20 protein-coding genes are annotated in these 21,365 nt (G+C 62.8%); 13 read left to right on the top strand and 7 right to left on the bottom strand.

Annotated elements, in window-relative coordinates; genetic code table 11:
- The first annotated feature begins 137 nt into the window (after window positions 1-137).
- Window positions 138-410: an excalibur calcium-binding domain-containing protein gene (locus ACZ1JX_RS17635; RefSeq protein ID WP_465124786.1), complete on the top strand. Its 273-nt coding sequence runs from the start codon at window positions 138-140 to the stop codon at window positions 408-410.
- 523 nt (window positions 411-933) lie between these two features.
- On the opposite strand, the gene ACZ1JX_RS17630 is transcribed toward ACZ1JX_RS17635, so the two are convergent.
- Entirely contained in the window at window positions 934-1,941 is a 1,008-nt protein-coding gene (locus ACZ1JX_RS17630; protein ID WP_465124785.1) for a hypothetical protein, read from the bottom strand.
- Between the two features lie 290 nt (window positions 1,942-2,231).
- On the opposite strand from ACZ1JX_RS17630, the gene ACZ1JX_RS17625 reads away from it, so the two are divergent.
- From ACZ1JX_RS17625 to ACZ1JX_RS17595, 7 genes are all read left to right on the top strand, one after another.
- On the top strand, window positions 2,232-2,966 hold the full coding sequence (locus ACZ1JX_RS17625) for a helix-turn-helix transcriptional regulator (protein ID WP_465124784.1): 735 nt from the start codon (window positions 2,232-2,234) through the stop codon (window positions 2,964-2,966).
- Between the two features lie 60 nt (window positions 2,967-3,026).
- Window positions 3,027-3,668 carry an acyl-homoserine-lactone synthase gene (locus ACZ1JX_RS17620; protein WP_465124783.1) on the top strand — a complete coding sequence of 214 codons (642 nt, stop codon included), beginning with the start codon at window positions 3,027-3,029 and terminating at the stop codon, window positions 3,666-3,668.
- Window positions 3,668-4,531, top strand: a complete 864-nt coding sequence (locus ACZ1JX_RS17615; protein ID WP_465124782.1) for a phytanoyl-CoA dioxygenase family protein — start codon at window positions 3,668-3,670, stop codon at window positions 4,529-4,531. Before ACZ1JX_RS17620 ends, ACZ1JX_RS17615 begins: the two co-directional genes overlap by 1 nt.
- Complete coding sequence (locus ACZ1JX_RS17610) at window positions 4,528-5,163, top strand: GntR family transcriptional regulator (protein ID WP_465124781.1); 636 nt, start codon at window positions 4,528-4,530, stop codon at window positions 5,161-5,163. Before ACZ1JX_RS17615 ends, ACZ1JX_RS17610 begins: the two co-directional genes overlap by 4 nt.
- A gap of 85 nt (window positions 5,164-5,248) precedes the next feature.
- Complete coding sequence (locus tag ACZ1JX_RS17605; protein WP_118074434.1) at window positions 5,249-5,380, top strand: benenodin family lasso peptide; 132 nt, start codon at window positions 5,249-5,251, stop codon at window positions 5,378-5,380.
- A 66-nt stretch (window positions 5,381-5,446) separates the two neighbouring features.
- Window positions 5,447-6,124, top strand: a complete 678-nt coding sequence (locus ACZ1JX_RS17600; RefSeq protein WP_465124780.1) for a lasso peptide biosynthesis B2 protein — start codon at window positions 5,447-5,449, stop codon at window positions 6,122-6,124.
- 173 nt (window positions 6,125-6,297) lie between these two features.
- Window positions 6,298-7,842 (top strand): asparagine synthase-related protein, encoded by a 1,545-nt coding sequence (locus ACZ1JX_RS17595; protein ID WP_465124779.1) that lies wholly within the window; start codon window positions 6,298-6,300, stop codon window positions 7,840-7,842.
- A gap of 52 nt (window positions 7,843-7,894) precedes the next feature.
- On the opposite strand, the gene ACZ1JX_RS17590 is transcribed toward ACZ1JX_RS17595, so the two are convergent.
- From ACZ1JX_RS17590 to ACZ1JX_RS17575, 4 genes are all read right to left on the bottom strand, one after another.
- On the bottom strand, window positions 7,895-9,919 hold the full coding sequence (locus tag ACZ1JX_RS17590; protein WP_465124778.1) for an Atxe2 family lasso peptide isopeptidase: 2,025 nt from the start codon (window positions 9,917-9,919) through the stop codon (window positions 7,895-7,897).
- A complete protein-coding gene (locus ACZ1JX_RS17585; RefSeq protein ID WP_465124777.1) occupies window positions 9,913-12,849 on the bottom strand; it encodes a TonB-dependent receptor domain-containing protein in 2,937 nt (978 codons plus the stop codon). Before ACZ1JX_RS17585 ends, ACZ1JX_RS17590 begins: the two co-directional genes overlap by 7 nt.
- A gap of 283 nt (window positions 12,850-13,132) precedes the next feature.
- A complete protein-coding gene (locus ACZ1JX_RS17580) occupies window positions 13,133-14,095 on the bottom strand; it encodes a FecR family protein (protein WP_465124776.1) in 963 nt (320 codons plus the stop codon).
- Between the two features lie 6 nt (window positions 14,096-14,101).
- A complete protein-coding gene (locus tag ACZ1JX_RS17575) occupies window positions 14,102-14,758 on the bottom strand; it encodes an RNA polymerase sigma factor (RefSeq protein ID WP_465124775.1) in 657 nt (218 codons plus the stop codon).
- 718 nt (window positions 14,759-15,476) lie between these two features.
- Here ACZ1JX_RS17575 and ACZ1JX_RS17570 point away from each other — a divergent pair.
- Window positions 15,477-15,845, top strand: a complete 369-nt coding sequence (locus tag ACZ1JX_RS17570) for a hypothetical protein (RefSeq protein WP_465124774.1) — start codon at window positions 15,477-15,479, stop codon at window positions 15,843-15,845.
- A 30-nt stretch (window positions 15,846-15,875) separates the two neighbouring features.
- Window positions 15,876-17,120 (top strand): tyrosine-type recombinase/integrase, encoded by a 1,245-nt coding sequence (locus tag ACZ1JX_RS17565; RefSeq protein ID WP_465124773.1) that lies wholly within the window; start codon window positions 15,876-15,878, stop codon window positions 17,118-17,120.
- Window positions 17,121-17,156: 36 nt separating this feature from the next.
- Here ACZ1JX_RS17565 and ACZ1JX_RS17560 read toward each other — a convergent pair whose 3' ends face one another.
- Window positions 17,157-17,474, bottom strand: coding sequence for an MbcA/ParS/Xre antitoxin family protein (locus ACZ1JX_RS17560; RefSeq protein ID WP_465124772.1), 318 nt, complete (start codon window positions 17,472-17,474; stop codon window positions 17,157-17,159).
- A 133-nt stretch (window positions 17,475-17,607) separates the two neighbouring features.
- Here ACZ1JX_RS17560 and ACZ1JX_RS17555 point away from each other — a divergent pair, with 133 nt between their 5' ends.
- Entirely contained in the window at window positions 17,608-17,877 is a 270-nt protein-coding gene (locus ACZ1JX_RS17555) for a helix-turn-helix domain-containing protein (protein WP_465124771.1), read from the top strand.
- 2 nt (window positions 17,878-17,879) lie between these two features.
- Entirely contained in the window at window positions 17,880-19,190 is a 1,311-nt protein-coding gene (locus tag ACZ1JX_RS17550) for a HipA domain-containing protein (protein WP_465124770.1), read from the top strand.
- A 20-nt stretch (window positions 19,191-19,210) separates the two neighbouring features.
- Here the strand turns inward: ACZ1JX_RS17550 and ACZ1JX_RS17545 are convergent, their stop codons facing one another.
- Entirely contained in the window at window positions 19,211-19,654 is a 444-nt protein-coding gene (locus ACZ1JX_RS17545) for a very short patch repair endonuclease (RefSeq protein ID WP_465126451.1), read from the bottom strand.
- Between the two features lie 76 nt (window positions 19,655-19,730).
- On the opposite strand from ACZ1JX_RS17545, the gene ACZ1JX_RS17540 reads away from it, so the two are divergent.
- Window positions 19,731-21,329, top strand: coding sequence for a DNA cytosine methyltransferase (locus ACZ1JX_RS17540; protein WP_465124769.1), 1,599 nt, complete (start codon window positions 19,731-19,733; stop codon window positions 21,327-21,329).
- Window positions 21,330-21,365 lie beyond the last annotated feature (36 nt).

Here is a 21,365-nt window from a genome sequence, read left to right as displayed (position 1 = left end):
CGCGAGCTATGACATCGCGAGTTGATCCGCTGGTCGCAAGATCTCCTATAGCATTGATTATAAATTGCTTCACGCTAGACATGCGTTGCAGGTAAGCAGGACTCATGAATTTCAAAATCGCACTTTTGCCATGCCTGGTGGCGGTGACTTCAGTCGGCTTCGCGCATCCCGGTGGGCTCAATGCGCAAGGGTGCCACAACAACCGCAAGACGGGCGACTACCATTGTCACCGGGCCGGAGCAGAGAGCCAGCTGCCACTTCGGGCCCCAAGTTCGCGAGAAGGAAGCGGCAGCACCTACTTTGCCAACTGCGCTTCGGCGAGAGCGGCAGGCGCTGCACCGCTGCGACGCGGCAATCCCGGATATCGGGCCGGACTTGACCGCGACAATGATGGCGTGGCCTGCGAATGACAGGACGCGGCAGGGTTCGTCGGACGAGGCAACCTGGCCGTTCGGGCCGTGCGCACTTGTGCTGACGCTGGGAACCGTGCGTATCAATCCTATTTCTGATGAACGCGCGCTGTCCGAGCTAGAGGGCCCGCTGGAACAGAACTTGCTCCCCGGACACTCGCAGGTGGCCGGCTCCCCACCTTGCCGACCATCTGGACACAGCGTTGCCACGCCGGATCGGACCCGACGATGATTTCCGGATTGGCGCTTGCCTGGCCGATCCATGTCTCTGGCTGTCATCAATGCAGCGATTGTTCGTCTTCCTCGAAGGTGGCCGACAACGCGGATGGCGACAGCGAAATGGTGCTGTCGTCGAACCTGCGAACTATGGCCTCTGGCCGAGCCCCGTCTGGGGGCGATTGCGCCGCGCGAGACAACGGCTGTTCTTAAGTCACCTCAATCCACTCCAAGCCCGCCGTGCTTAGCGCAAATGGACCGCATCAGTCCGAGATCGGCAGAATGCCGTTTCACCCGTAAACGCCCGTCATGGCAGAACGGGCGACACTCTCGGCTGATAATCCAGGCCAAACAGGCGCAAGCCAGGCGACCGGGGATCCCAGCTTTTGCGACGGGTGCTTTCGTTGATCATCGGATAACGCGTTACGAAGCGTTCGTCGTACCGGGCATAAAGTGCCGCAAAGAATGCGTCGAACTGGAGCCCGCTGCCCTCAACTGGAAAGCCCCGCACCAGGCTCGTGCGACATTCCGGTTCCATGGCCACCATTGCCAGGGCAGCAGCTTCACATTGCCCGGCCTGGTCCAACAGATCGCGGCGACGGCCGAGGACCTGCAGCGCATCATGAAATCGCCTGACAGGCGGAACAGGCGCACCGTCTGATGCCAGCGCCGCATTGCCGCCGCCACGGCGCGGTAGTGCGGGCAATTCACTTGCCTGATGTTCACCGACTGACGTCTCGGGCCGGTTGCCCCGGATCAGCACAAGATGGCCGATGACCAGTGCGGGATGCATCATGTGCAGGTTGCTGCACTCGCCTACGATCTCCTCGAGCCGGTTGCCAAGATTGCGAATGGCCCCGGTCACGCCCTTGCAGGATACCGAGAGCACAGGTCCGATCCGGGCCAGCGAAACTAGGACATCGACATGCTTGGCCCGGATGCCGCCCAGTACGGTCCCCTCGCCGCACCCGCCCAAGGCGGGATCGAAATGAAGCAATGGCGGTCCGCGCCGTCGCCGCTCCACCCTGAATGGCGGTCGGGGAATGATGTCATCGGGATCAAAGCCGCCTTCGACAACGAGCCGACATGCAACATACCAGTGCAATGGCAGGATATGGCGTTCGGACTGGATGCGGCCGTCGAACTCGGCAAATGCCCCAAGCGCGGCGGCAAGGCTTGTCCATCTGCAAGTGTGATCACCGACTGCGGTCGAGCTTTTACGAGCAGCCCGCATAGCATTCCCACAAGGCGACTTGCTCGCGATTTGTGAGCAAGCAGACCGCGCATTGCCGAAACGGGAGATCATGACCGGCACGTGACATCCGGCAGCAACCCAGGCTCGTATTGCCCGGCCAACGACGGCCGACCGGGACTGGTCCTACAGATGTCTTTCATTGATGAATTCTTGACGAACCTGCGTTGCAAGCAGTCAAGAGCATGATAAACAAGTCGCAGTTGCAACCGGATTACATCCCAGCTTGAGAACTGGAATAGTGGTCCACAGGCAGGAGAAAGGGCGCCCTGCTGGAGGCCGGCTGCCAAGAATGCCGGTGGGCGCAATGGCACCTCATGGCGGCTCGTGCGCTTGGGGAACTTCTGGAAGAGATGTCTGAGCGCGCAGGATCGATCATCGAACTCGATGCGCTGCTGGGCGAAGTCACCCACATGCTTGGCTTCGATTACTACGCGCTGGCCCACCATTGCCAACTCGCCAGCAGTGACGAAGGTGCGATCCGGCTGCACAATTACCCGCAAAGCTGGGCTGAGAGCTACGATTCGCATGCACTTGGCATGGTCGATCCGGTCCACCGCGCCAGTCATGTGACGGCAAAGGGCTTTTCCTGGGCCGACCTTGGTCGCCTCATTCCCCTGACGCCTGCAGACCACAGGATGCTTGCTCTTGGCGAAGAGCAAGGCCTGCGCGGTGGCTTTACCGTGCCAGCGCATGTGCCCGGCGAAGCGCGCGGTTCGTGTTCCTTCGCCTGCCGCGCGCCCAGGAAAGGTGAGCCGGTGTCGCTGCTGGCCCATTGCGCTGGCACTTTCGCGTTCGAGACGGCACGCCGTCTGTGGCTCAAGCGCGGTCACAGCCTTGCCCCGCGCAAGCCAGTCCTGACCGATCGCCAGCGTGAATGCGTGCTGCTCATGGCGCAGGGCAAGAGCGATCCTGAAATCTCCACGATCCTGGGCATATCGCGCGAGACCGTAACCGATCATGTTCGTACGGCCTGCCAGCGCTACGGGATCTTCAAGAGACAATTGCTGATCACCCTGACCCTTTATGACGGAACGCTCACGTTCGGTGATGTCCAACCGTGGCGCTATCCCCATTTCTGGGGATAGCGGGGATCAGGCAGCCGGTTGATCCTCGGCCGACCAGTTCGGTTGAGGAGCACCCCTGCAATGATCAAAGTCACGACGCCCGGCATCGAGCCGGACGCTGCCCTGCTGCGCGCCATGTTTGCCGCACGAAAGGCAGTCTTCATCGATCTTCTTGGGTGGGACCTTCCGGTCCTTGCCGGGCAATACGAAATGGACCAGTTCGACGATGAGCACGCACGCTACCTGATCCTCAGTGACAATGGCGATCATCTGGCGTCTGCCAGGCTCCTGCCGACAACACGGCAAGGAATCCTGTCGGGCCTTTTTCCGATGCTCTGTGCCGGGCCCGTACCTTGCGCACCCGATACCTTCGAAATCACCCGATTCTGCCTCGACCGGTCACTCAATGCCCGTGAGCGGCGCGACGTCCGCAATGCGCTTGTCCACGCGCTTGCCACCTATGCAATCGACGCCGGGATTTCGCGGTACTGCGCAGTCGCAGGCCTTGGCTGGTTCAGGCAGATCGAACGGTTCGGCTGGAGCTGCCGGGCCCTGGGCGCGCCCATCCGGACAGGGGGGCAGGAGCTGGTCGGCCTTGAAATTGACATCACTGCCGACACACAGCAGCTGCTCGAAGCGGCCGGGATCCATTGCGGCTACGGTGAAAATCTTGCGCGGGCCATACCCAGCTCCCTGCCCGCCGGGCACAAGGAGTGGCACTGATGGAACCGGCAAACCAGATCGGCATGGCCGTCCGTCAGTTGCAGACTGATGGCTACGCGATCCTGCATGAAGCCCTGCCCGTTTCCGTGATCGAGCAGCTCCATGAGGATCTCCAGGACGACTTTGCATTGACGCCGTTCGGGACCGGGATGTTCTATGGCGAGCGGACAAAGCGGTTTGGCAGGCTTCTTCGACGGTCCGCTGCCACGCAATGCCTGGTGCTACATCCGGTCATTCAGGATGTCGTGAGCCGGATTCTTGGGCCCTGGTGCGAACGCGTCCAGCTCAACACAACCCAGGCCATTTCGGTTCATCCCGGCGCCCCGGCACAATTGCCCCATCGCGACCAGGACATGTGGCAGGCCGATTTCGGCAAATGCGAATACCTTGTCAATGTCATGTGGCCGCTCACTCGCTTTTCGGAAAAGAACGGGGGTACGCGGATCTGGTCGCAGAGCCATGGCTGCAACGCCCTGTCGGCCATGGCCCAGAATGATTTCATTGCGCCCGAGCTTGTCCCGGGATCAGCCCTGCTTTTCCTCGGCTCGACGCTTCATGGCGCGGGCGCCAACGCGAGTGCACAAGAGCGGCGCGGCATCGTGATTGGCTATTCGCTGGGGTGGCTCAAGCCTTACGAAAACCCTTGGCTCGCCTACCCCCCTGAGATTGCCAGGACGTTCCCCCCCGAGCTGGCCGCACTTGCAGGTTACGTGCAACACCGACCGAACCTCGGGAACTTCGAAGGGCAATGTCCCTCGATCCTGCTCGGAGACTACAAGGGCGAGCCCCTCGGAGCGATCGATGCCTTGCGTCCCGACCAGGTGCAGCAAGCCAGTGCCTTTGCGCATGGGAGAAGCGGATGAGCGCCGGGCCCATAGCAGAACGCATCTATGACGCCTTGCGCGCCATGATCCTGTCCCGCGCATTCATGCCGGGTGACAGGCTCGATCCCGCAGTCATCGGCGAACAGCTCTGTGCAAGCGTCACGCCCGTGCGCGAGGCCCTGCATGTGCTGTGCGGCGAGCAGCTTGTCGTGACCCATCGCGCGGGCGGCTTCTTTCTCCCGACGCTCGACGAGCCAAGGCTCAAAGACATGTACGCTTTCAGTAACGAAGCGCTGGGCCTTGCGCTCCGCCTCTGGCGGCCATGGACGATCGTGGACTGGGACCGGATTGCCGAGCGTCGGACGGCTTATGCCGAACGCGTCGCCGATGCATTCGAGGGAGTGGCACGCGCTTCGGCCAACTCCGAGCATGGTCGGGTCATGGCCCTCCTCAACGCACGCCTCCATGCCGTTCGCATGATTGAACCGGCCGTGCTGGCAGGCTCCATCGCAGAAGTGCGCGACATCGAATGCGCGCTGGATAGTGGCGACAAGGATCAGCTGCAACGGTTGCTGGGCGCCTACCACCGCCGGCGCATTCGCAGCTCTGCCGAGATCCTGCACGCCCTGCACCGCCCGGCGAACCCGTCCGCGCCAACAATCGGCATATAGAATTCGTATAAATTTCAGATCAAACGGCGCCTTCCATAGTCTGATCCTGCCGCAATCACGCGGCGAGGTGAAAAGGAGAAGACCGATGGAACGCACGTTCGATCTCGTCGAGGACGTCGAAGACCTGGGCACCGCCAGCATCGAAACGCTCGGCCCTCCGGGAGACCGGATCGAGTTCGGTGTGCTCGCGCAGCTGCCGGGCCTTGATCGCGACTGATCCACTGGCAGGTGCGCAAGGTCTTGCTGGCCCGGCGCACCTGCCTTGTGCTTGTGCGAGGCGGACATGACAGCGCCTGGGTCCGATCTTTCCTCCTGCCGGATCGCAGCCGGGGTCGGTGTTGCGCGGATCGGCGACAAGGCAGTCGTGCTCGATGTCCGGCATGATCGCTACACGATGTGGAGCGGGTCTTGCGCATCAGCGCTGCTGGACCTGCGCCGTGGCAAGCCGTGTCCATTGTCTCAGGACGACTGCCGCACACTCGAAAGACATGGCCTGCTGACGAAGGGCGAACAGGGCACAGGACCCTGGCTGACGGCTACAGATATCCGGACGCCGACCGCGAGCGCAGTGGAAGGTCCCGAAGCCGGTCGGTTGCTGCCGCTGCATTTGCTCGCAAGCGTCTGGAACTGCATCCGCGCCAGAATGGATTTGCGCTCGGCACCGCTCGACCAGGTGCTGATCGACATGCCTGCTGCGTCTCGTGGGCGTACGACACGTGACCTTGTGACCCACGCCCGTGCATTCGACCGGGCGCGACGCTGGGCGCCGGTTCGGCCAAGATGCCTCCCCGACGCACTGGCCTATGCACGCATGGCAAGGCGCGAGGGCTTTGCGGTCGATCTTGTCTTCGGGGTAAAACTCCATCCCTTCGAAGCCCATTGCTGGGTGCAATCGGGCAGCCTCGTGCTGACCGATCCACTGGACAAGGTGCGCCGCTTCGTCGTGGTACTGGCACTGTGACCGAAGGCTATCTCGTCGCATGCGACCTGGATGGACAGCCGGATGAGCGACCAGATTCGCGATCGGCCGAAAATCTCGTTCACCGGCTGCCCGGTCCATGGCGCGCAAGAACGTTCGAAGGGCTGGCCATCCATGTCTCGCCATCGACCGCATGTCGACAAATCGGCAGGACTGTGATCATCGGACAGATCTTCGGCGATCTTGCGGTGTTGCAGCGCGCCGATCTTCATCCCGACCTGCTCGTGACGCATTGCTGGGGCAACTACCTTGCTCTGCACATGTCCAAGAGCGGGCGTCCATCGTGGTTGCTGCGAGCGCCGCTTGGCCATCTCCCAGTCTACACGGCCGCTGTGGCCGGCAGACTGTGGATCTCCTCGCATCTTCCAGAGCTTGCGGCTGCGCGCGGTGTAAGGCCGCAGATCGACTGGTCTTTCGTCGCGAACCATCTTGCTTTCCTGCACCTCAAGACTGCGCAGACCGGCCTTGTCGGCATCGAAGAACTTCTGGGCGGGCAATGGCTCGATCTTTCCGTGGAACCGGCGCGGCGAACGATGGCCTGGTCCCCGGGAACGTTCGTGCGGACTGATATCGAGATCGCAGACTTCGCTGGCGCCAGCAGGGGCCTTGCCAGCGGCATAGATGAGGCTGTCCGGTGCCTGGCAGGTGATGGCAAGGTCCTGCTCGAACTGTCGGGTGGGCTTGATTCCTCGATCATCGCAGCAGCCCTGGCAAGGTGTCAGGGCCAGGGACAAGCGGTCAGCCTTTCAACGGGCTCGGTGGAGAGCGATGAGCGCGTCTATGCACAGGCGGCCGCCGATGCTGCAGGCATCGCGCTCAAATTCCGCGAAGTCGGGATATCCAACCTGGTTGGACGGGCCCGCACCCGCGAAGCCCGTCCGGGCCTGCCGGTGATCCTCGGCGCGGCCGATTCAGTGCTGTCAGAGGAAGGCGCAGCGCAAGCGATCACGGCATTCTTCAGCGGTGCGGGTGGTGATTGCGTTTTTGCAACGCCCAACGCTGCCGGGGCCGCAGCGGATGCCGCGATCCGGTCGGGTTGGGCCGCCAGGTCCACCTGGCGCACGATCGAGGCAATTGCCCGCTATCACAATGCGAGTGTCTGGTCAGTCGCTGGCAGGGCCTGGCAGCTGGCACGAGGCGCGAGCGATCCGGGCAGTTGGCCGCGCACACGCGGATATCTCGCCGATACCGTGCCCTTGCCCGATGCACCGCTGCACCCCTGGCTCGCGGAAACCAGCAGCATGTTGCCCGGAAAGCGGGACCATGTTCATGCCATCCTCGCCAGCCTCGCCCACGTCGACGGTTATCCTCGCCACACCATAGCCCCGACGCGGTTTCCGTTGCTCAGCCAGCCCGTCATCGAGACCGCCTTGCGCATACCAAGCTGGCTCTGGGTCGAGGGCGGGCAGGACCGGGCCGTAGCCCGTGCCGCGTTTGCAAACCGCCTGCCAGACCTGATCCGCGATCGACGCAGCAAAGGGGCACTCGATGGCTATGCCCTGGCTGCGATAGAGCAGCAGGCGGAAGCGCTTATGCCGTTTCTGCTCGATGGCCATCTCGCGCGCCAGGGCCTGCTCGATCTGGCCAGAGTGAAGAGCGCATTGCGGGAAAAGGCAAGGCGCGCCGATCCTCGGGCACATCTTCTCCTGCCGCTGATCGACACCGAGAGCTGGCTTCGCGCCTGGCTTGGCGACCCTTGAATTGCTGACCGGCGCAATCGACCAGCCATGGCGAAGGCGGACCGATGAGCGATCAGGGCTTCATATCCCGCCAGCGTTGCCAGGATGCCGGATCCGCAGGCTTGCTGCCCGCGTCTCCCAGCAGCCAGAACCTGAACCAGTCGAAGTTGCGCAAGTTGGCCGCCAGTTGGTGACGCGGTTGCCACTTGAGGTGCATTTCACCGGGAAAAGCCCAGAGTTCGACAGGTTTCCCGGCGCGCTGCAGCCGCGCAAGGAGCTCGACGTTGGCGCGATACTCCTGCTCGGGCAATTGCATCATCAAGGGCACCGAGATGCGGTCGGCATTGAAGGCGGGGGATACGCGCCTCCACCCGGCCTGATCCGTATCGGGATCTCCCAGGCCCCAGGCCGACTTGAGCATGGCGGGCACGTCGCGCCCCGCGACGGCATTGAACCAGTAATAGGTTGGCGTCACCATGACGTTGGCTACGGCTGCGGCCTTCAGCAACCTGGTGTGCATGGCGAGCCAGGCCGTGACTTCGCCGCCGAAGCTTACCCCGCCCATGCCGACGCGCAAGGCATCGATCCTGCCCTGCCCGGACAGCTCTCCGATGATCGCCGCGATGGCGCTGGCAGCGACCGCGTAGGCTTCGACGTTGTCCCCGCCGCCCGCCAGGCCGGGATCACGATTGATGCACAAGGCAGCGATTCCCGACGCCGCGAGATCGCGCAAGGGATACTCGTCCCCCGTCCCGCCGCGCAGATACCCCTCACAGGAATAGTAGGTGATGAACAGCGGCACCGGCCCGGTCTGGTCCGGCGGTAAGGCCAGATATCCCGAGAATGTTCGCCCTGCGCCGTCTTGCCAGACCCGCCGGTCGAAGCGGATGACGGGGTTCTCGAGTGGCGCATTGGGCGCGCTGAGGACCTGCTCATGGCGTGTTGCCAGATCAATTGCCACCACGCGCGGCGGCGCGTTGGCCGAGGACGCGACGCAGATGAGCCTCCGCGTCGAAGCTGCGCAGGCCTTGCCATTGTCTCCGCCATTGCGTTCGCCCGAACTCTGGAACACCTCCTCGACCTGCCCACTGGCCGGGTCCCATCTTGCCAGAGTGCTGCCACCGTCGCCATTGCGGGTTTCGAAAATCAGGGCATTGTCCGTGCCAGCCCAGACGACTGAGCGCGCCCGGGCGGCTTTGCATTGCACGGCTTTGCAGCGCGCCAGCTCTTGCCCCTCGGCATTGATCACGGCCAAACGCCACGACAGGCCTTTGGACAGGACAGCCGCAATGCCTCTGGCATCGCCCGAGGGCTGGCGCAGGGCGACGTACCAGTCCTGCAATTGTTCCAGCGAGCGCGGGCGGGAGGCGTAATTGCGAGCTTCTTCGGCTGTTGCATCGCGGATTGTCGCGAGGTCTTGCCCAAGCACCTTGAGCCTGGGCTTGCCCGCGGCGATGATGCCGCCTTGCTCGAACCAGGCACCCTGGAGACGTCCGCTGGCCCAGCGGCCATCGATGCGATCGCCACGATACAGCGGCCGTTGCGGGTCGACCGACGCATCGATCCGCGTTCCGCTATCGTACTCCGCCTGCTCGGCTGCCTCGATCGCGGCGCGCTCCGGGCCAAACCCGAGCAACCATGCCTTGCCACCTGCAAGCGGGATCATGTCCCTGACATTGCCAGCCTCGCTGGTAACTTGCGCAGCGCCTGAACCATCGGTCGCCGCCCTCCAGACCTGGACTTGCCCGCCTGCGATCTTGCGAAACAGCACGGTTCTGCCATCGCGCGTCCACTGCGCTCTTGAAGTCAGGGGAAAGCCGTTGAGCCATTCGATTTCCCCAGCATCAGCGATGCGTCTGGCAGGCGCTGAACCGTCAGACGGCGCCACCAGCCATGCGACATCATAGTCGTTGCGGTCGACCGAGGCGCGGTACTCGCGCCAGAGGGCAAGCGTGCCATCCGGCGAGATGGACGGGCTGTCGATACGCGTGATTTCTATGGCGGGCCGGATCCCGGCCCCGTCCGCAGCCTGCGCTGCAAACGGGACCAGGGCGACCAGGGCAAGCGACAGCGGGGCTGGATGCCATCGCTTCACCATGACTTGGTCACCTGCACTGCGACAAGTCGTCCGACCGCGCTTGCCTGCTCGGGATCGAAGCCGGCTGCGCTGAACGGGGTGCGATTGTTTACATAAGGCGGGTCGCGATCGAACAGGTTCGTGATGCTCAAGGCAAAGCGCGTGCCCGCCAAGGCCCCGGCTTCATCTCCAAACCGCTTGGAAAGCGTAAGATCGACTGTCGTCCAGCTTGCAACCGGCTCGACCGGTGCCACCGCCGTGTTGCGATAGCCCGCCATGTGATTGACGAAGGCTGTGGCCCCGAAACCGTCCTGCTCGAACCCGGCGCGCCCGCGCAAACGATAGCGCACCGGGTTGCCGATCGTCCCGAGCGCCTGCGTGCGCGGAGCAGCCGACGTCAACTGCTGCGTCAGGTGGAACAGCCAGCTCCCCGATGCACCAAGCGAAAGCGCACCTCGGGCTGTCTCGTGGCGATAACTGAGATCAAAATCGATCCCGTCGAGATGGTTGCGCGCAAGGTTGGCGTTGCGCGCATCGATCACGTAGCGGATCGAGCCTGCAGCAATGCCGAAGGGATTGCTGAAATCGGGGCTCGCATAGAAGCTTGCCACTTGCGCTGGCGACGGATTGGCCGTGATCAGCGGCTCGTAACGCGACCGCTGGGCCAGGAACGTGAAAGCATCGACCGCGGGATTGAAGATGCGATCCTTGTAAGAAATGTCGAAGTACGTGGCGCTCATCGAAAGCCACGGGATCGCAGGCGGTTTGAAGTCAAAACCTGCCGTCCAGGTCCGCGCGCGTTCCGGTCCGATCCCCGGGTCATTGCCGAACAAGGCAATGACATTGCTACTGCCCGAGGGCGAACCGGGGTCTGTAACGGGTATAGGCACGACCTGGCTGAGCCCGGGGCCCTGGCGCACGTCGAAGAAGCCGGGTGCACGAAACGAGGTGCCATATGACCCTCGCAGCGCAAGGCCTTGCACCGGTTCCCACGTCAGTCCGACCTTGGGATTGGTCGTCGTCCCGAAATCCGAGTAGCGCTCAATTCGTCCTGCGACCGACAGGTCGAGCCGATACACGCCCGCAATGCCCTGCTCGGGGCCAACCAGCGGTGCACGAAGTTCGGCAAATCCCGCAATCACGTTACGCGCAAGCGGATATCCATTGTCGCCACTCGCGACAGGCGCAAGCGTCGTTTCATCCGCAAGGCTGCGCGAGCCGTAGCCCTCCTCGCGATACTCTCCCCCGACTGCCAGTGTCAGCGCTCCCCCTGGAAGCGCCAGGAGCGGCCCGTCGAACTTGAGACCGGCAGTCGTTTGGCGCGACCGCGCACTGGTCAGCGATGATCCGCGCACATAGTCGATCGTGGCCGCACTGGTGTGAGAGCCATCACCGAACACATTGAAGGCCTTGGCCGGATCGGGATCAGCGAGAGCCTGCGCGAGCCGGGCGCGATTGACGAGATTGTCCCGCAGCAGCTCTTCATGCTGGATGCCATGATTGCCATAAGCCTCGGCCCGCCATGCCCCGAAGCGTGCGTCCAGTGCGCCCGCGACCGTCCAGTTGGTGACATGCGAACGATTGACCGTGGGCCCGAGGTCGTCCCGGAAATCATAACCTACGCGGATCGGCTGACCCGTTCCGATCGGATCGACATAGAACGGGTTGCTCACGGGCACGGTAACCTGCGATCCGAAGACGATGTAACGCTGGTCCGAGCGGCGGTCGGCAGCAAACCCCTGGAGCCGCATTGTCAGCCACGACGACAGGTCCTGTTCAAGCGCGATAAGCCCTGCGTGACGGCGCGTGCGTGGCAGGATGTCGGTCAGGCGCCGACCGTTGCCAAGATTGCGCACGCCGGCAAGCAGGTCGCCTGGCGCAAGCGCCCTGCCATCCTGTCCGGCCGGTATACCGAAGATTGCGCCATTGGCTGCCGTTATCGTGCCTGGATTGGCAAAGGCCTGGCGATAGTCAGGGCCCCCAAAGCGGGTAAGGTCCTCTGTTGCGTAGTCGCGGTCCTGGGCCGCGAGGCGGTCGCGGCGGTAGAATTCATAGGCCGCCATCAGGTTGCCGCCGCTCCAGCGCAGACCCGCGAGCTGACTTGCCTGCACCTCGCTGAAGCCGTCAGCCATGCCCACCCGAAACGACGTCTCGGCACCTTCATATCCGCGCCGCAAGCGTACGTTGACCACGCCGGCAACAGCATCGGAGCCGTAGATGGCTGACGCACCATCTGCGAGGACTTCGATGCGTTCGATGGCACTGGCCGGTATCAGTGAAATGTCGACGATGGAGCTCGCGGCTCCCAGCGCCAGCCGATTGCCATCGACGAGCGTCAGGGTCGAGGTCGTGCCAAGGCCGCGCAGGTTGATGCTGGCACCCGAACCGATATTGGCATTGGCATTGTTCCGCTGGGTAAAGCCGAGCGTGCCTTCATTGGGGCCCCCTCCGAAGTTCTGCGGAAGCACCGATACCAGGTCCTGTACGGTGGCCCTGCCGCTTTCCTCGATCGCCTTTCGGCCGATCGCGATCACGGCAGCGCCCGCCGGCGCCGAACCGCGAATGCGCGTGCCGGTTACCACGATATCGTCGGCCGTGCTGTCTGCGGATGTCCCACGCGTTGGCGTTGTCGATCCTGCCGGGCGGATCGCGTAGCCTTGGCTCGTCGCGATGCCCTGAAGTCCTGAGCCTTCGAGGATTTTGCCCAGCGCGTCAGCGAGCGTGTAGGTCCCCTGCACTGCAGGAGCGGTGCGGCCCGCCACAAGCTTGTCGTCTGCGACGATGGTTGCACCGGCCTTGGCGGCAAGATCGTGGAGCGATCGCGCCATGGCCTGCGCCGGAAGGTCCAGCGGAAGGGTATCGGTCTCCTGCGCGCCCGCTGGCGCTGCCGCCACGAAAGGTGCCGTCAGCATTGCGATGACCATGGCATATGTTGATGTCTTGAACGTCATGATTGCCTCCCTCGCGTCCATCTCAGGGGACGCGCATCGGTTGGGACGACGTCGCGCAAGAACACCCGCCAGATTTTTTGCAGGGCCTCGTCGCGGACGGCCCGCAGGCGGTCAGCCGTTCACCCCGTGGTTGTGGAGCTCATGCCGAGCCGTCAGCGCGCACCGATGCACCGCCGCCTTTTCTCTGTCCGGGAAGCGAATGAGGTCTCTTGCATCCAGAAGATGCCGCCGGTCGGACGGCACGCGGATCGTTCACACGGTCCGCGAGGGAACGCTGGAAGCTTCAGGCCGTGTCGATCACCAGCATGCCGGGGCGCTGCGTCACCCTGATTCCGCCCAGGGCCTCGAGAATGCTCGCAAAGCCTTCTGGATCATCGAGGCGGATCGCACCTGCCAGAATCCTGTTGGCCAGTGCAGGACTTGCAAGGCGAAGCTGAACAGCATTGCGCGCGTTGAGCAGGCTGACCGCCTCTCCCACCGATATGCGGTCACCGGTCGTCATTGGAGGGAGTGCAGAAGAGCTGCGCTCGGAGCGATGCTCGGTCCCGGATGGCCGCGCTTCGATCGTGTGAGCCCCGCGACCAAGGGTGTGCCGAGCACCATCGGCGTTCTGCACCTGCACTTGGCCATCCAGGACCTCGACGCGCAGACCATTTGCGGCGAGCGCAATTTCCACCGTGCCTGCAGCACTGTCGATCCTGGTGCCTGCACCCATGATCTGCATGGCATCCCTGCCGCGCCGGGCCACACGGATGCGAACGCGACCGGCATCAATCGTAACCAGGCGGTTAGCGGGAGTGATGTGGGTTCGTGCCTTGCTTGGCCCATTGAGCGTCAGGGAGCTTCCATCGACAAGCTGCCACGTTCGCGTTTCGCCTGCGGCCGTGGTATATGTCCTGGCCTCAACGGTGGTTCCAACGCCGATTACCGGATGGTCCCCTGAAAACCGCAATGTCAGCAATCCCATGCCAAGCAACAGGCACGCGCCGACGGCGGCGAGCTGTGTGCTGCGTTGCAGGTGCAGCGGTGCACGGGTCAGCTTGCGCTGCTGGCCAAGGGGGCTCTGATCGAGCGCCAGGCTATCGCGCCACGCGCGCTCCACTTCGGCATATGCGAGACGGTGTCGCAGATCGCTGGCAAGCCAGGTCTCGAAGCCGGGCGCACGCGATTGACCGGCGTTCTCGTTGCGCGCCAGCCACTCAGCCGCTTCATCGCGGATCTTGCCGGGAATGGGTTGCCTCGTCACCCGCGGTCAATCCTCGGCGAGATGCCGCGCCAGGGCCTTGAGCGCCCGGCTCATCTGTTTCTCCACGCCCCGCACGCTCAACCCCGTCTGTTCTGCGATCTCGGCATAGCTATAACCATCGAGCCGACGGGCAAGGAAGATGTTTCGCGTGAGCGGCTTGAGACGGGAAAGTGCCTGTTCTAGTCGGGCAAGGCGATCGCGCGCTTCGAGTTGTGCCTGCAGATCGCATCCTGGATGAATGTCCTCGAACGGCTCGTGGCTGTAAAGGTGCTGGCGCACCTCCTGCCTGATCAGGTCCTTGCGCGCGTTGTCTGCCGCAACCCGCACATAGCCGGAGAGGTTCTCGATCTGACGCTGGCGGCTTGTCATCAGGCGCACGAACACCTGCTGGACGATATCCTCCGCCAGGGTCAATCCGGTCTTGCGAGCAAGCTTGCGCAGCAGCGAGGGGCGGGAGCGGCGGAACTCGGCCTCGATCGCCGCCACGTCCGGTGGAAGCGCTTGTTCGGTGTTCTGGCCATGGCTGTCATGACCTGCCTGTGCTGCAAGAGGTTTCGTCAATCGCCAAGCCCCAGCCCGCGAGGCATTCCGGTGGTTGGCCGGATCCTGAGAACACGTCTGGAGACATGCGCCTTTGCCTTTGGCCCCGAAGGACTTGGACATGGACAACGGCGATCCGGCCGCACGCGACGGCAGAAACGGGAAAGCTACCAGAGCAAGGTTCTCAGGCCTCGACGCAGCACATCTTCGCTACGCCATTGAAAACTATGACAGTGCGGTTTCAATTGCAACGACAAAGCTCGGCAAGGCATGTAAAGGTTTTCACGACCTGCCACGTAGTGGGATTCGTGTCGACACGAGATCAATTAAATCGCATCCTGGCGGCTCCGGCCTAAAGAGATTAAGGTTTTTCTCTTTCGTACGCGCGTAGCGCGGGCGGTTCAGCAATCAGCCCAGTGAATGTTGAATTGCGCTGAGAATTGGCTTTGATTCACTTTTGCCGGTCGGACTCATCAGTTGCACCGATTAGTCGGACTTGCAGCAGATCGAGCTTTGCACTGCTGTGCCTCTGCCAGTTCGTGAGCTCAAGGCGCGTGATCTGCCCCTCGGTCTGGCCGCTGGCCCCCGATGAGACGACGGCATTTCGGACGGCTAAATGCCCCCGTACGGGATCAATCACTCCAGTCGCGAGCATTCTTGGAAAATCTGCTACCGTTCGGGAGCAAAACAGTAGGCACAGTTTCCGGTGGCTCTGCACCACCCACACCTATGCGGTGGCCTATTCTGACTCGCCCGCTTCGCTAGATTCGCTGTCACAAGCAGCTTCAATCTTGGGCAGAAAGGATCGCTAGAGAATAGACGGAACAAGCTGGAACGTTCCATGAACCGCTTTCTTGCGGGCCTTTCGGTCCCCACCGAGGTGCAATGTTCTATTTTTGCTCACGGTCAACAAATGGCTGAAATCCGCCATTTTTTTAAGATTCGAGTCCCACGATCAGACTCGAACCTCCGGCCCACATTGAAATGTGGGCCTTTTTGCGGGCCTTTGCCAAAGTCAAATCATCTATATCACTGTTATAAAACAGAAAATACTATTCCATGGGAGTCCTCTTCTGGCACCATTTTTCTTTCCGGACGCATCCGCAAGCGTCCGGAAAAATCGAAGAAATCAAAGGCTTTTCACGGATCTAGCGTCCATCGGCATCCGGCTGAAATCGTTGCAATTGACGGTATCCGACGGTATTTTTGACGGTATCAAAACCGGCAAAAAGGTGGCTTCATGCTTACCGATCTGGCAGTCCGAAAGGCAGTTGCGCGCGACAAGCCCTACAAGCTCTCTGACGGGGGCGGCCTGTACCTGCTGGTCACCAAGGCCGGTCAGCGGTGCTGGCGGGTCGACTATCGCTTTGGAGAGAAGCGAGCGACAGCCGCGCTGGGGGTCTATCCGACCGTCACCCTCGCCGAGGCGCGCGCCAAACGGCTGGAGATCAAGAAGCAGATCGCAGAAGGCATCAATCCCGCCGCCAAGCGCAAGATCGACAAGATCACCGGCCCGCTTGCCAATGTGAACAGCTTCAAGGCCGTTGCCGAAGAGTGGCTCGACAAGGCCCGACGCGAGGGTCGTGCCGATGTGACCGTCGGCAAGCTGACATGGCTGCTCGAATTCGCCTACCCCATTATCGGAGACCGCAAGGTCGGCGAGATCAAGGCGCCCGAACTTCTCGCCATCCTGCGCGCTGTCGAAAAGCGCGGCCATTACGAAACCGCACGAAGGCTGCGCAGCACCTGCGGGCAGGTATTCCGCTATGCCATCGCCACCGGCCGCGCCGACCGGGACGTTTCAGCAGACCTGCGCGGCGCACTGATCGTGCCCAAGGTGACGCACCGCGCCGCTATCACCACACCGAAGGAAGCGGGCGAACTGCTGCGCGCGATCGACGCCTATTCAGGCTATCCGGTCACCCATGCGGCGCTAAGGCTCGCCCCCTACGTCTTCGTGCGCCCTGGCGAACTGCGGCAAGCCGAGTGGAGCGAATTCGACTTCACCCGCAACATCTGGACCATCGCCGCTGACAAGACGAAGATGCGCGTCGCGCACCGTGTGCCGCTCAGCCGTCAGGTCCTCGCCATCCTGGAAGAGCTGCGCGAGATTACCGGCAACCGTCGCTACCTTTTCCCCGCCCAGGGAAAGCGCGACCGGCCCATGTGTGAAAACACGATCAATCTTGCACTGCGACGGATGGGTTTCGACGGCACCACGATGACCGCGCACGGCTTCCGCGCCATGGCCAGCACGCTGCTGAACGAACAGGGCCATTGGAACCCAGACGCGATCGAGCGCCAGCTTGGCCATGCCGAGACCGATGACGTCCGCCGCGCCTACGCGCGCGGCGAGCACTGGGATGAGCGGATCAGGATGATGCAGAGCTGGGCGGACTATCTCGATCAGCTCAGGGCCGGTGCAAAGGTGCTGCAAGGCAGCTTCCGCAAGCCATCGGGCCCTGCAAGCGCGTTGCCGGGTTGATTCCGCTGCACCGCTCAGGATCTGTCACCAGTCTGTTCAGCTGGCGATTTCCGCATCAAGGTAGGCCTCGACGCGCCGCATACCTGCGAGGCCATCTGCCAGCATGAGATCCAGCGCGCTGGCTCCAGCAAAGGCCTCGTTGGAAGCACCTATCCACCGCGCGGCCCTATCGCTGTCAGCGAACATGCATCGCAATGCGCGATGAATGCCGAGTAGCGCTGCGGCCCGCCCTTCGCCGTTAAGAAGCCGCTCGGCTGCTTCAGGTTGAACGCCCCAGCGCGCGACCAATGCAGCGGCCGCCCGCGTCGTGGCCAGTATTTCGTCAGCGTCGTATTGAGCGCTGGCGATCGACATGGACAGATCCACTGACTTCGACGCGCCCTCGATAGCACAGAACGTCCGCCCAGGCCACCAATCAACTTACCGAGCGGTAAGAATTTCCGGATAGGCCTCAACATCAGTGGGCTTCCTTCCCGATCGGGAAGAAATGCTCTTGAATCTCTACGACACATATGGCAACTTCCCGCTCGGTAAGAATGACATGATCGACAACGCAACCCAATTCGGCGCAGCCGTCGCCTCGGCCCGCAAGGCCCTTGGTCTTACCCAGCGGGAGCTGGCGCTCGCAATCAACAGCGGCGAACGCTTCATCGTCGATCTGGAAGCTGGGAAGCCCACCGCCCAGCTCGGCAAGGCACTTGCCGCCGCAAAGGCAGTCGGCCTGCGGCTCACCGCAACCGGCATTTCGCAGGCCTGACGGTGGACCTTCCGGTTCACTACGAAGACCGTCTGGTCGCTACGATCAGCTCCGACGCGCAGGCCACCCGCCTTGCCTATGCGGATGCGTGGCGTTCATCCGCTGAGAGCTTCCCGGTCTCGCTGGCCATGCCGATCCGGCCAAAGCCCTATGAGGGAGAACAGGTCTTCCCTTGGCTGATGAACCTCCTGCCCGAGGGCGAACCGCTGCGCGCCATGACGCGCGCGCTCGGTGCAGCGCCGGAGGACGCGCTCGGCCTGATAGCCCAGACCGGCAACGATCTGGCAGGCGCGCTCAGCATCGCTCCGCAGCGGCCGCGAGGCGAGCCCGGCTATCGCACGATCCCGGATGCCGACGCACTGGAGCGGATCATCGAGGAACTGCCAGCGCGGCCATTCCTGGTCGGCGAGGACGGTGTCTCGATGAGCCTCGCCGGCGCGCAGGAAAAGTTGCCGGTGGCTGTCATCGACGGCCAGATTGCGGTGCCGATCAACGGCGCGCCATCCACCCATATCCTCAAGCCCGACAATCCACGCCTGCCCGGCAGCGTCCAGAATGAAGCGCTGTGCATGGTTCTCGCTCGCAGGATCGGTCTCAATGTCGCGCCGGTGACGACGGGCATTGCAGGGGAACGCAGCTACCTGCTGGTTGAGCGCTATGACCGAACGGGCGCGGGCAATAACGTGCACCGCCTGCATCAGGAGGATTTCTGCCAGGCCCTCGGCCGTCCGCCCGCCGCCAAATACGAGTTCAACGGCACCGGCACGCGCGGCCCCTCGATCGCCGACATGTTCGCGGTTGTCCGCCAGCACATGACCGCGCGCGACATCACCCGGCTGCTGGACGCCGTGATCTTCAATATCGCCATCGGCAACGTGGACTCCCACGCGAAAAACTACTCGATCCTGCTCGGCCCCGGTGCCCCGCAGCTTGCCCCGCTCTACGACCTGATGTCGGGCCTCGCCTGGACCAACATCACCCAGAACCACGCCCAGGCGATCGGCGAGCAGCGCCGCGGCCGCCACATCTACGGTCGCCACTGGCGGCGCATGGCCGAAGCCGCAGGACTGGCAGCGCGGGGAACGGTGCAGAGGGTGGAGCAGGTGACGGCACGATTGCTGCGCGAACTGCCCGCTGCGGTCGAGGAGGTGGCAGCAATGCCAGCAGGTCCGTCGATGCTGGAGGTCTTCGCAAAGGAGATCGAGGAACGGGCAACCGAAGTCAGGGCCCATGCAGGACAGGAAGGTGTGACGGATGCGCCGGAATCGGCCACTGAAGATCCGGCAAGCGACGCGACAGCATATCATGGCTGAACTGGCGTCGTGCCGGGCGTTCAGGGATCAGCCGGGATCACCCTGACATTCTCCTGCGTTCCGATGATCCACCCAGCCACTTCTGTACCGACTGCCTGCTCGCCTCGCTGCCGGATCGCACATTCCCAGACTATGCAGACGCGCCATCCGGAGCTGACAAGCGCTTCGATATTGGCGGCATCGCGCTCGACATTCCGGGCAAACTTTGCTTCCCAGAAGTCTGCATTGGATTTCGGCACCGAGGAATTGCGGCATCCCGCGTGACGATGCCAGAAACAGCCATGGACGAATATCGCGGCACGATGCTTTGCCAAAACGATATCCGGTTTTCCGGGCAGTTTCGCACCATGCAACCGGAAGCGGAAACCGGCCCGGTGAAGGGCTTTACGAAGGCGGACTTCGGGCGTGGTGTTTTTGCCACGGATGCTCGCCATCATGCGGGAGCGGGTATTTGCATCCACCACGTCGGCCAACGGTTGCGCCCTTTCTGCCGGTGTGCGACTTGATCAGCAAGAATAACAGGATAACAGAAAAACGTCGATGAATGCCGCATTTGCCATAGTTGATCTGTTCGCCGGTCCGGGGGGACTTGCCGAAGGCTTTTCAGCTTATGAAACCGGCGAAGGAATGCGGCCGTTCTCCGTCCGGCTGTCAGTCGAAAAGGAGAAATCGGCACATCAGACATTGTCGTTCCGTGCATTCCTGCGTCAGTTCGGCGCGTGTTTTCCGCAGGAATACTATGACTGGCTCAACAATGGCGGTGCAGAACCGGACTGGCAGGCACTTTATCCTGCCCAGTGGAAGGCAGCGAGAGAAGAGGCGCTCTGCCTGACCCTGGGCGATGAAACTGCCGGCAGGATCATTTCCCGACGGATCGAGGATATCCGAAAGACACACGGGCGCAATACCGTCCTGATCGGCGGCCCTCCCTGCCAGGCCTATTCGCTTGTCGGCCGGGCGAGAAACCGGGGCATCGCCGACTACGATGCGGCGCAGGATCACCGGCACTTCCTCTACCGGGAATACATCCGGATAATCAGCCAGCTCGAGCCCGCTGCCTTCGTCATGGAAAACGTGAAGGGAATGCTTTCGTCGACGGTCGACGGTGTCCGGATGTTCGATCTCATCACCGCCGACCTGAAGACACCGCCCGGAACGGAGGGTTACGAACTCTTCGCCTTTGCCGCAAAGGGCTCCGGTTGTCTGGCGAAGGGGCAGCGGCCCGCCGATTTCGTGGTGCGCGCCGAAGAGCTCGGGGTGCCCCAGGCACGCCATCGCGTCATCATCATCGGCCTCCGCCGCGACATCGCAAGCGAGCTTGAGCGCGCAGACCAGCGCCTTGAACGTCCCGTCCATCCCAAGGCAACGGTCGCACACGTCTTGGACGGCATGGCCTGCCTGCGCAGCGGGATCAGCCGCGGCCCCGACTCGCCCGATGCGTGGCGGGAGGCGATCGAGCGGGCCTGCGGCGAGCTTGCGGAACTGGAGACTGGTCTGCCTCCTGACGCACGCACTGCGTTCTTCGACAACATTGCCGCAACCAAGGCCATGGCGGGAGACAGAGCCGCGCTTGCGAGGCGGGCCAGCACCCCGAACGGCATCGGCAATGCCTGCCCGCCCGCCTTGGCTGACTGGCTGAAGGATGACCGTCTGCATGTGCTGCCCGGCCACGAAACGCGGGGGCATATGCCGGCGGACCTCGCCCGCTACCTGTTTGCGGCAGCATGGGCGGCCAGCACCGGCCAGTCACCCAAAGCTTCCTCCTTCCCGGCAGCCTTGGCACCCGATCACCGCAACTGGGAAAGCGGCAAGTTTGCGGACCGGTTCAGGGTCCAGCTGCGCGGACAGCCCTCGACGACCGTCACCAGCCACATTTCCAAGGACGGCCATTACTTCATTCATCCGGACCCGTCGCAATGCCGCAGCCTGACGGTGCGTGAAGCTGCGCGGCTCCAGACCTTCCCGGACAATTATGTGTTCCGGGGTAACAGGACCCAGCAGTTCGTGCAGGTCGGCAATGCCGTTCCGCCATTCCTTGCATGTCAGATCGCGGAAACACTTTGGGGTGTACTTGCCAAGTTTGGCACCGGCATCGGTGCTCCTGCAAAGGCACCAGCGTCAATCAAGGAAATTGCCTGACAATGGCCGGGACGCCTGATCCAGCCGGTGTCAGAA

This window comes from Novosphingobium sp. BL-A-41-Hi4A-0G (assembly GCF_055521735.1).
The sequence above is the reverse complement of the archived record's forward strand: the minus strand, read 5'-3'. Positions and strand labels throughout refer to the sequence as shown.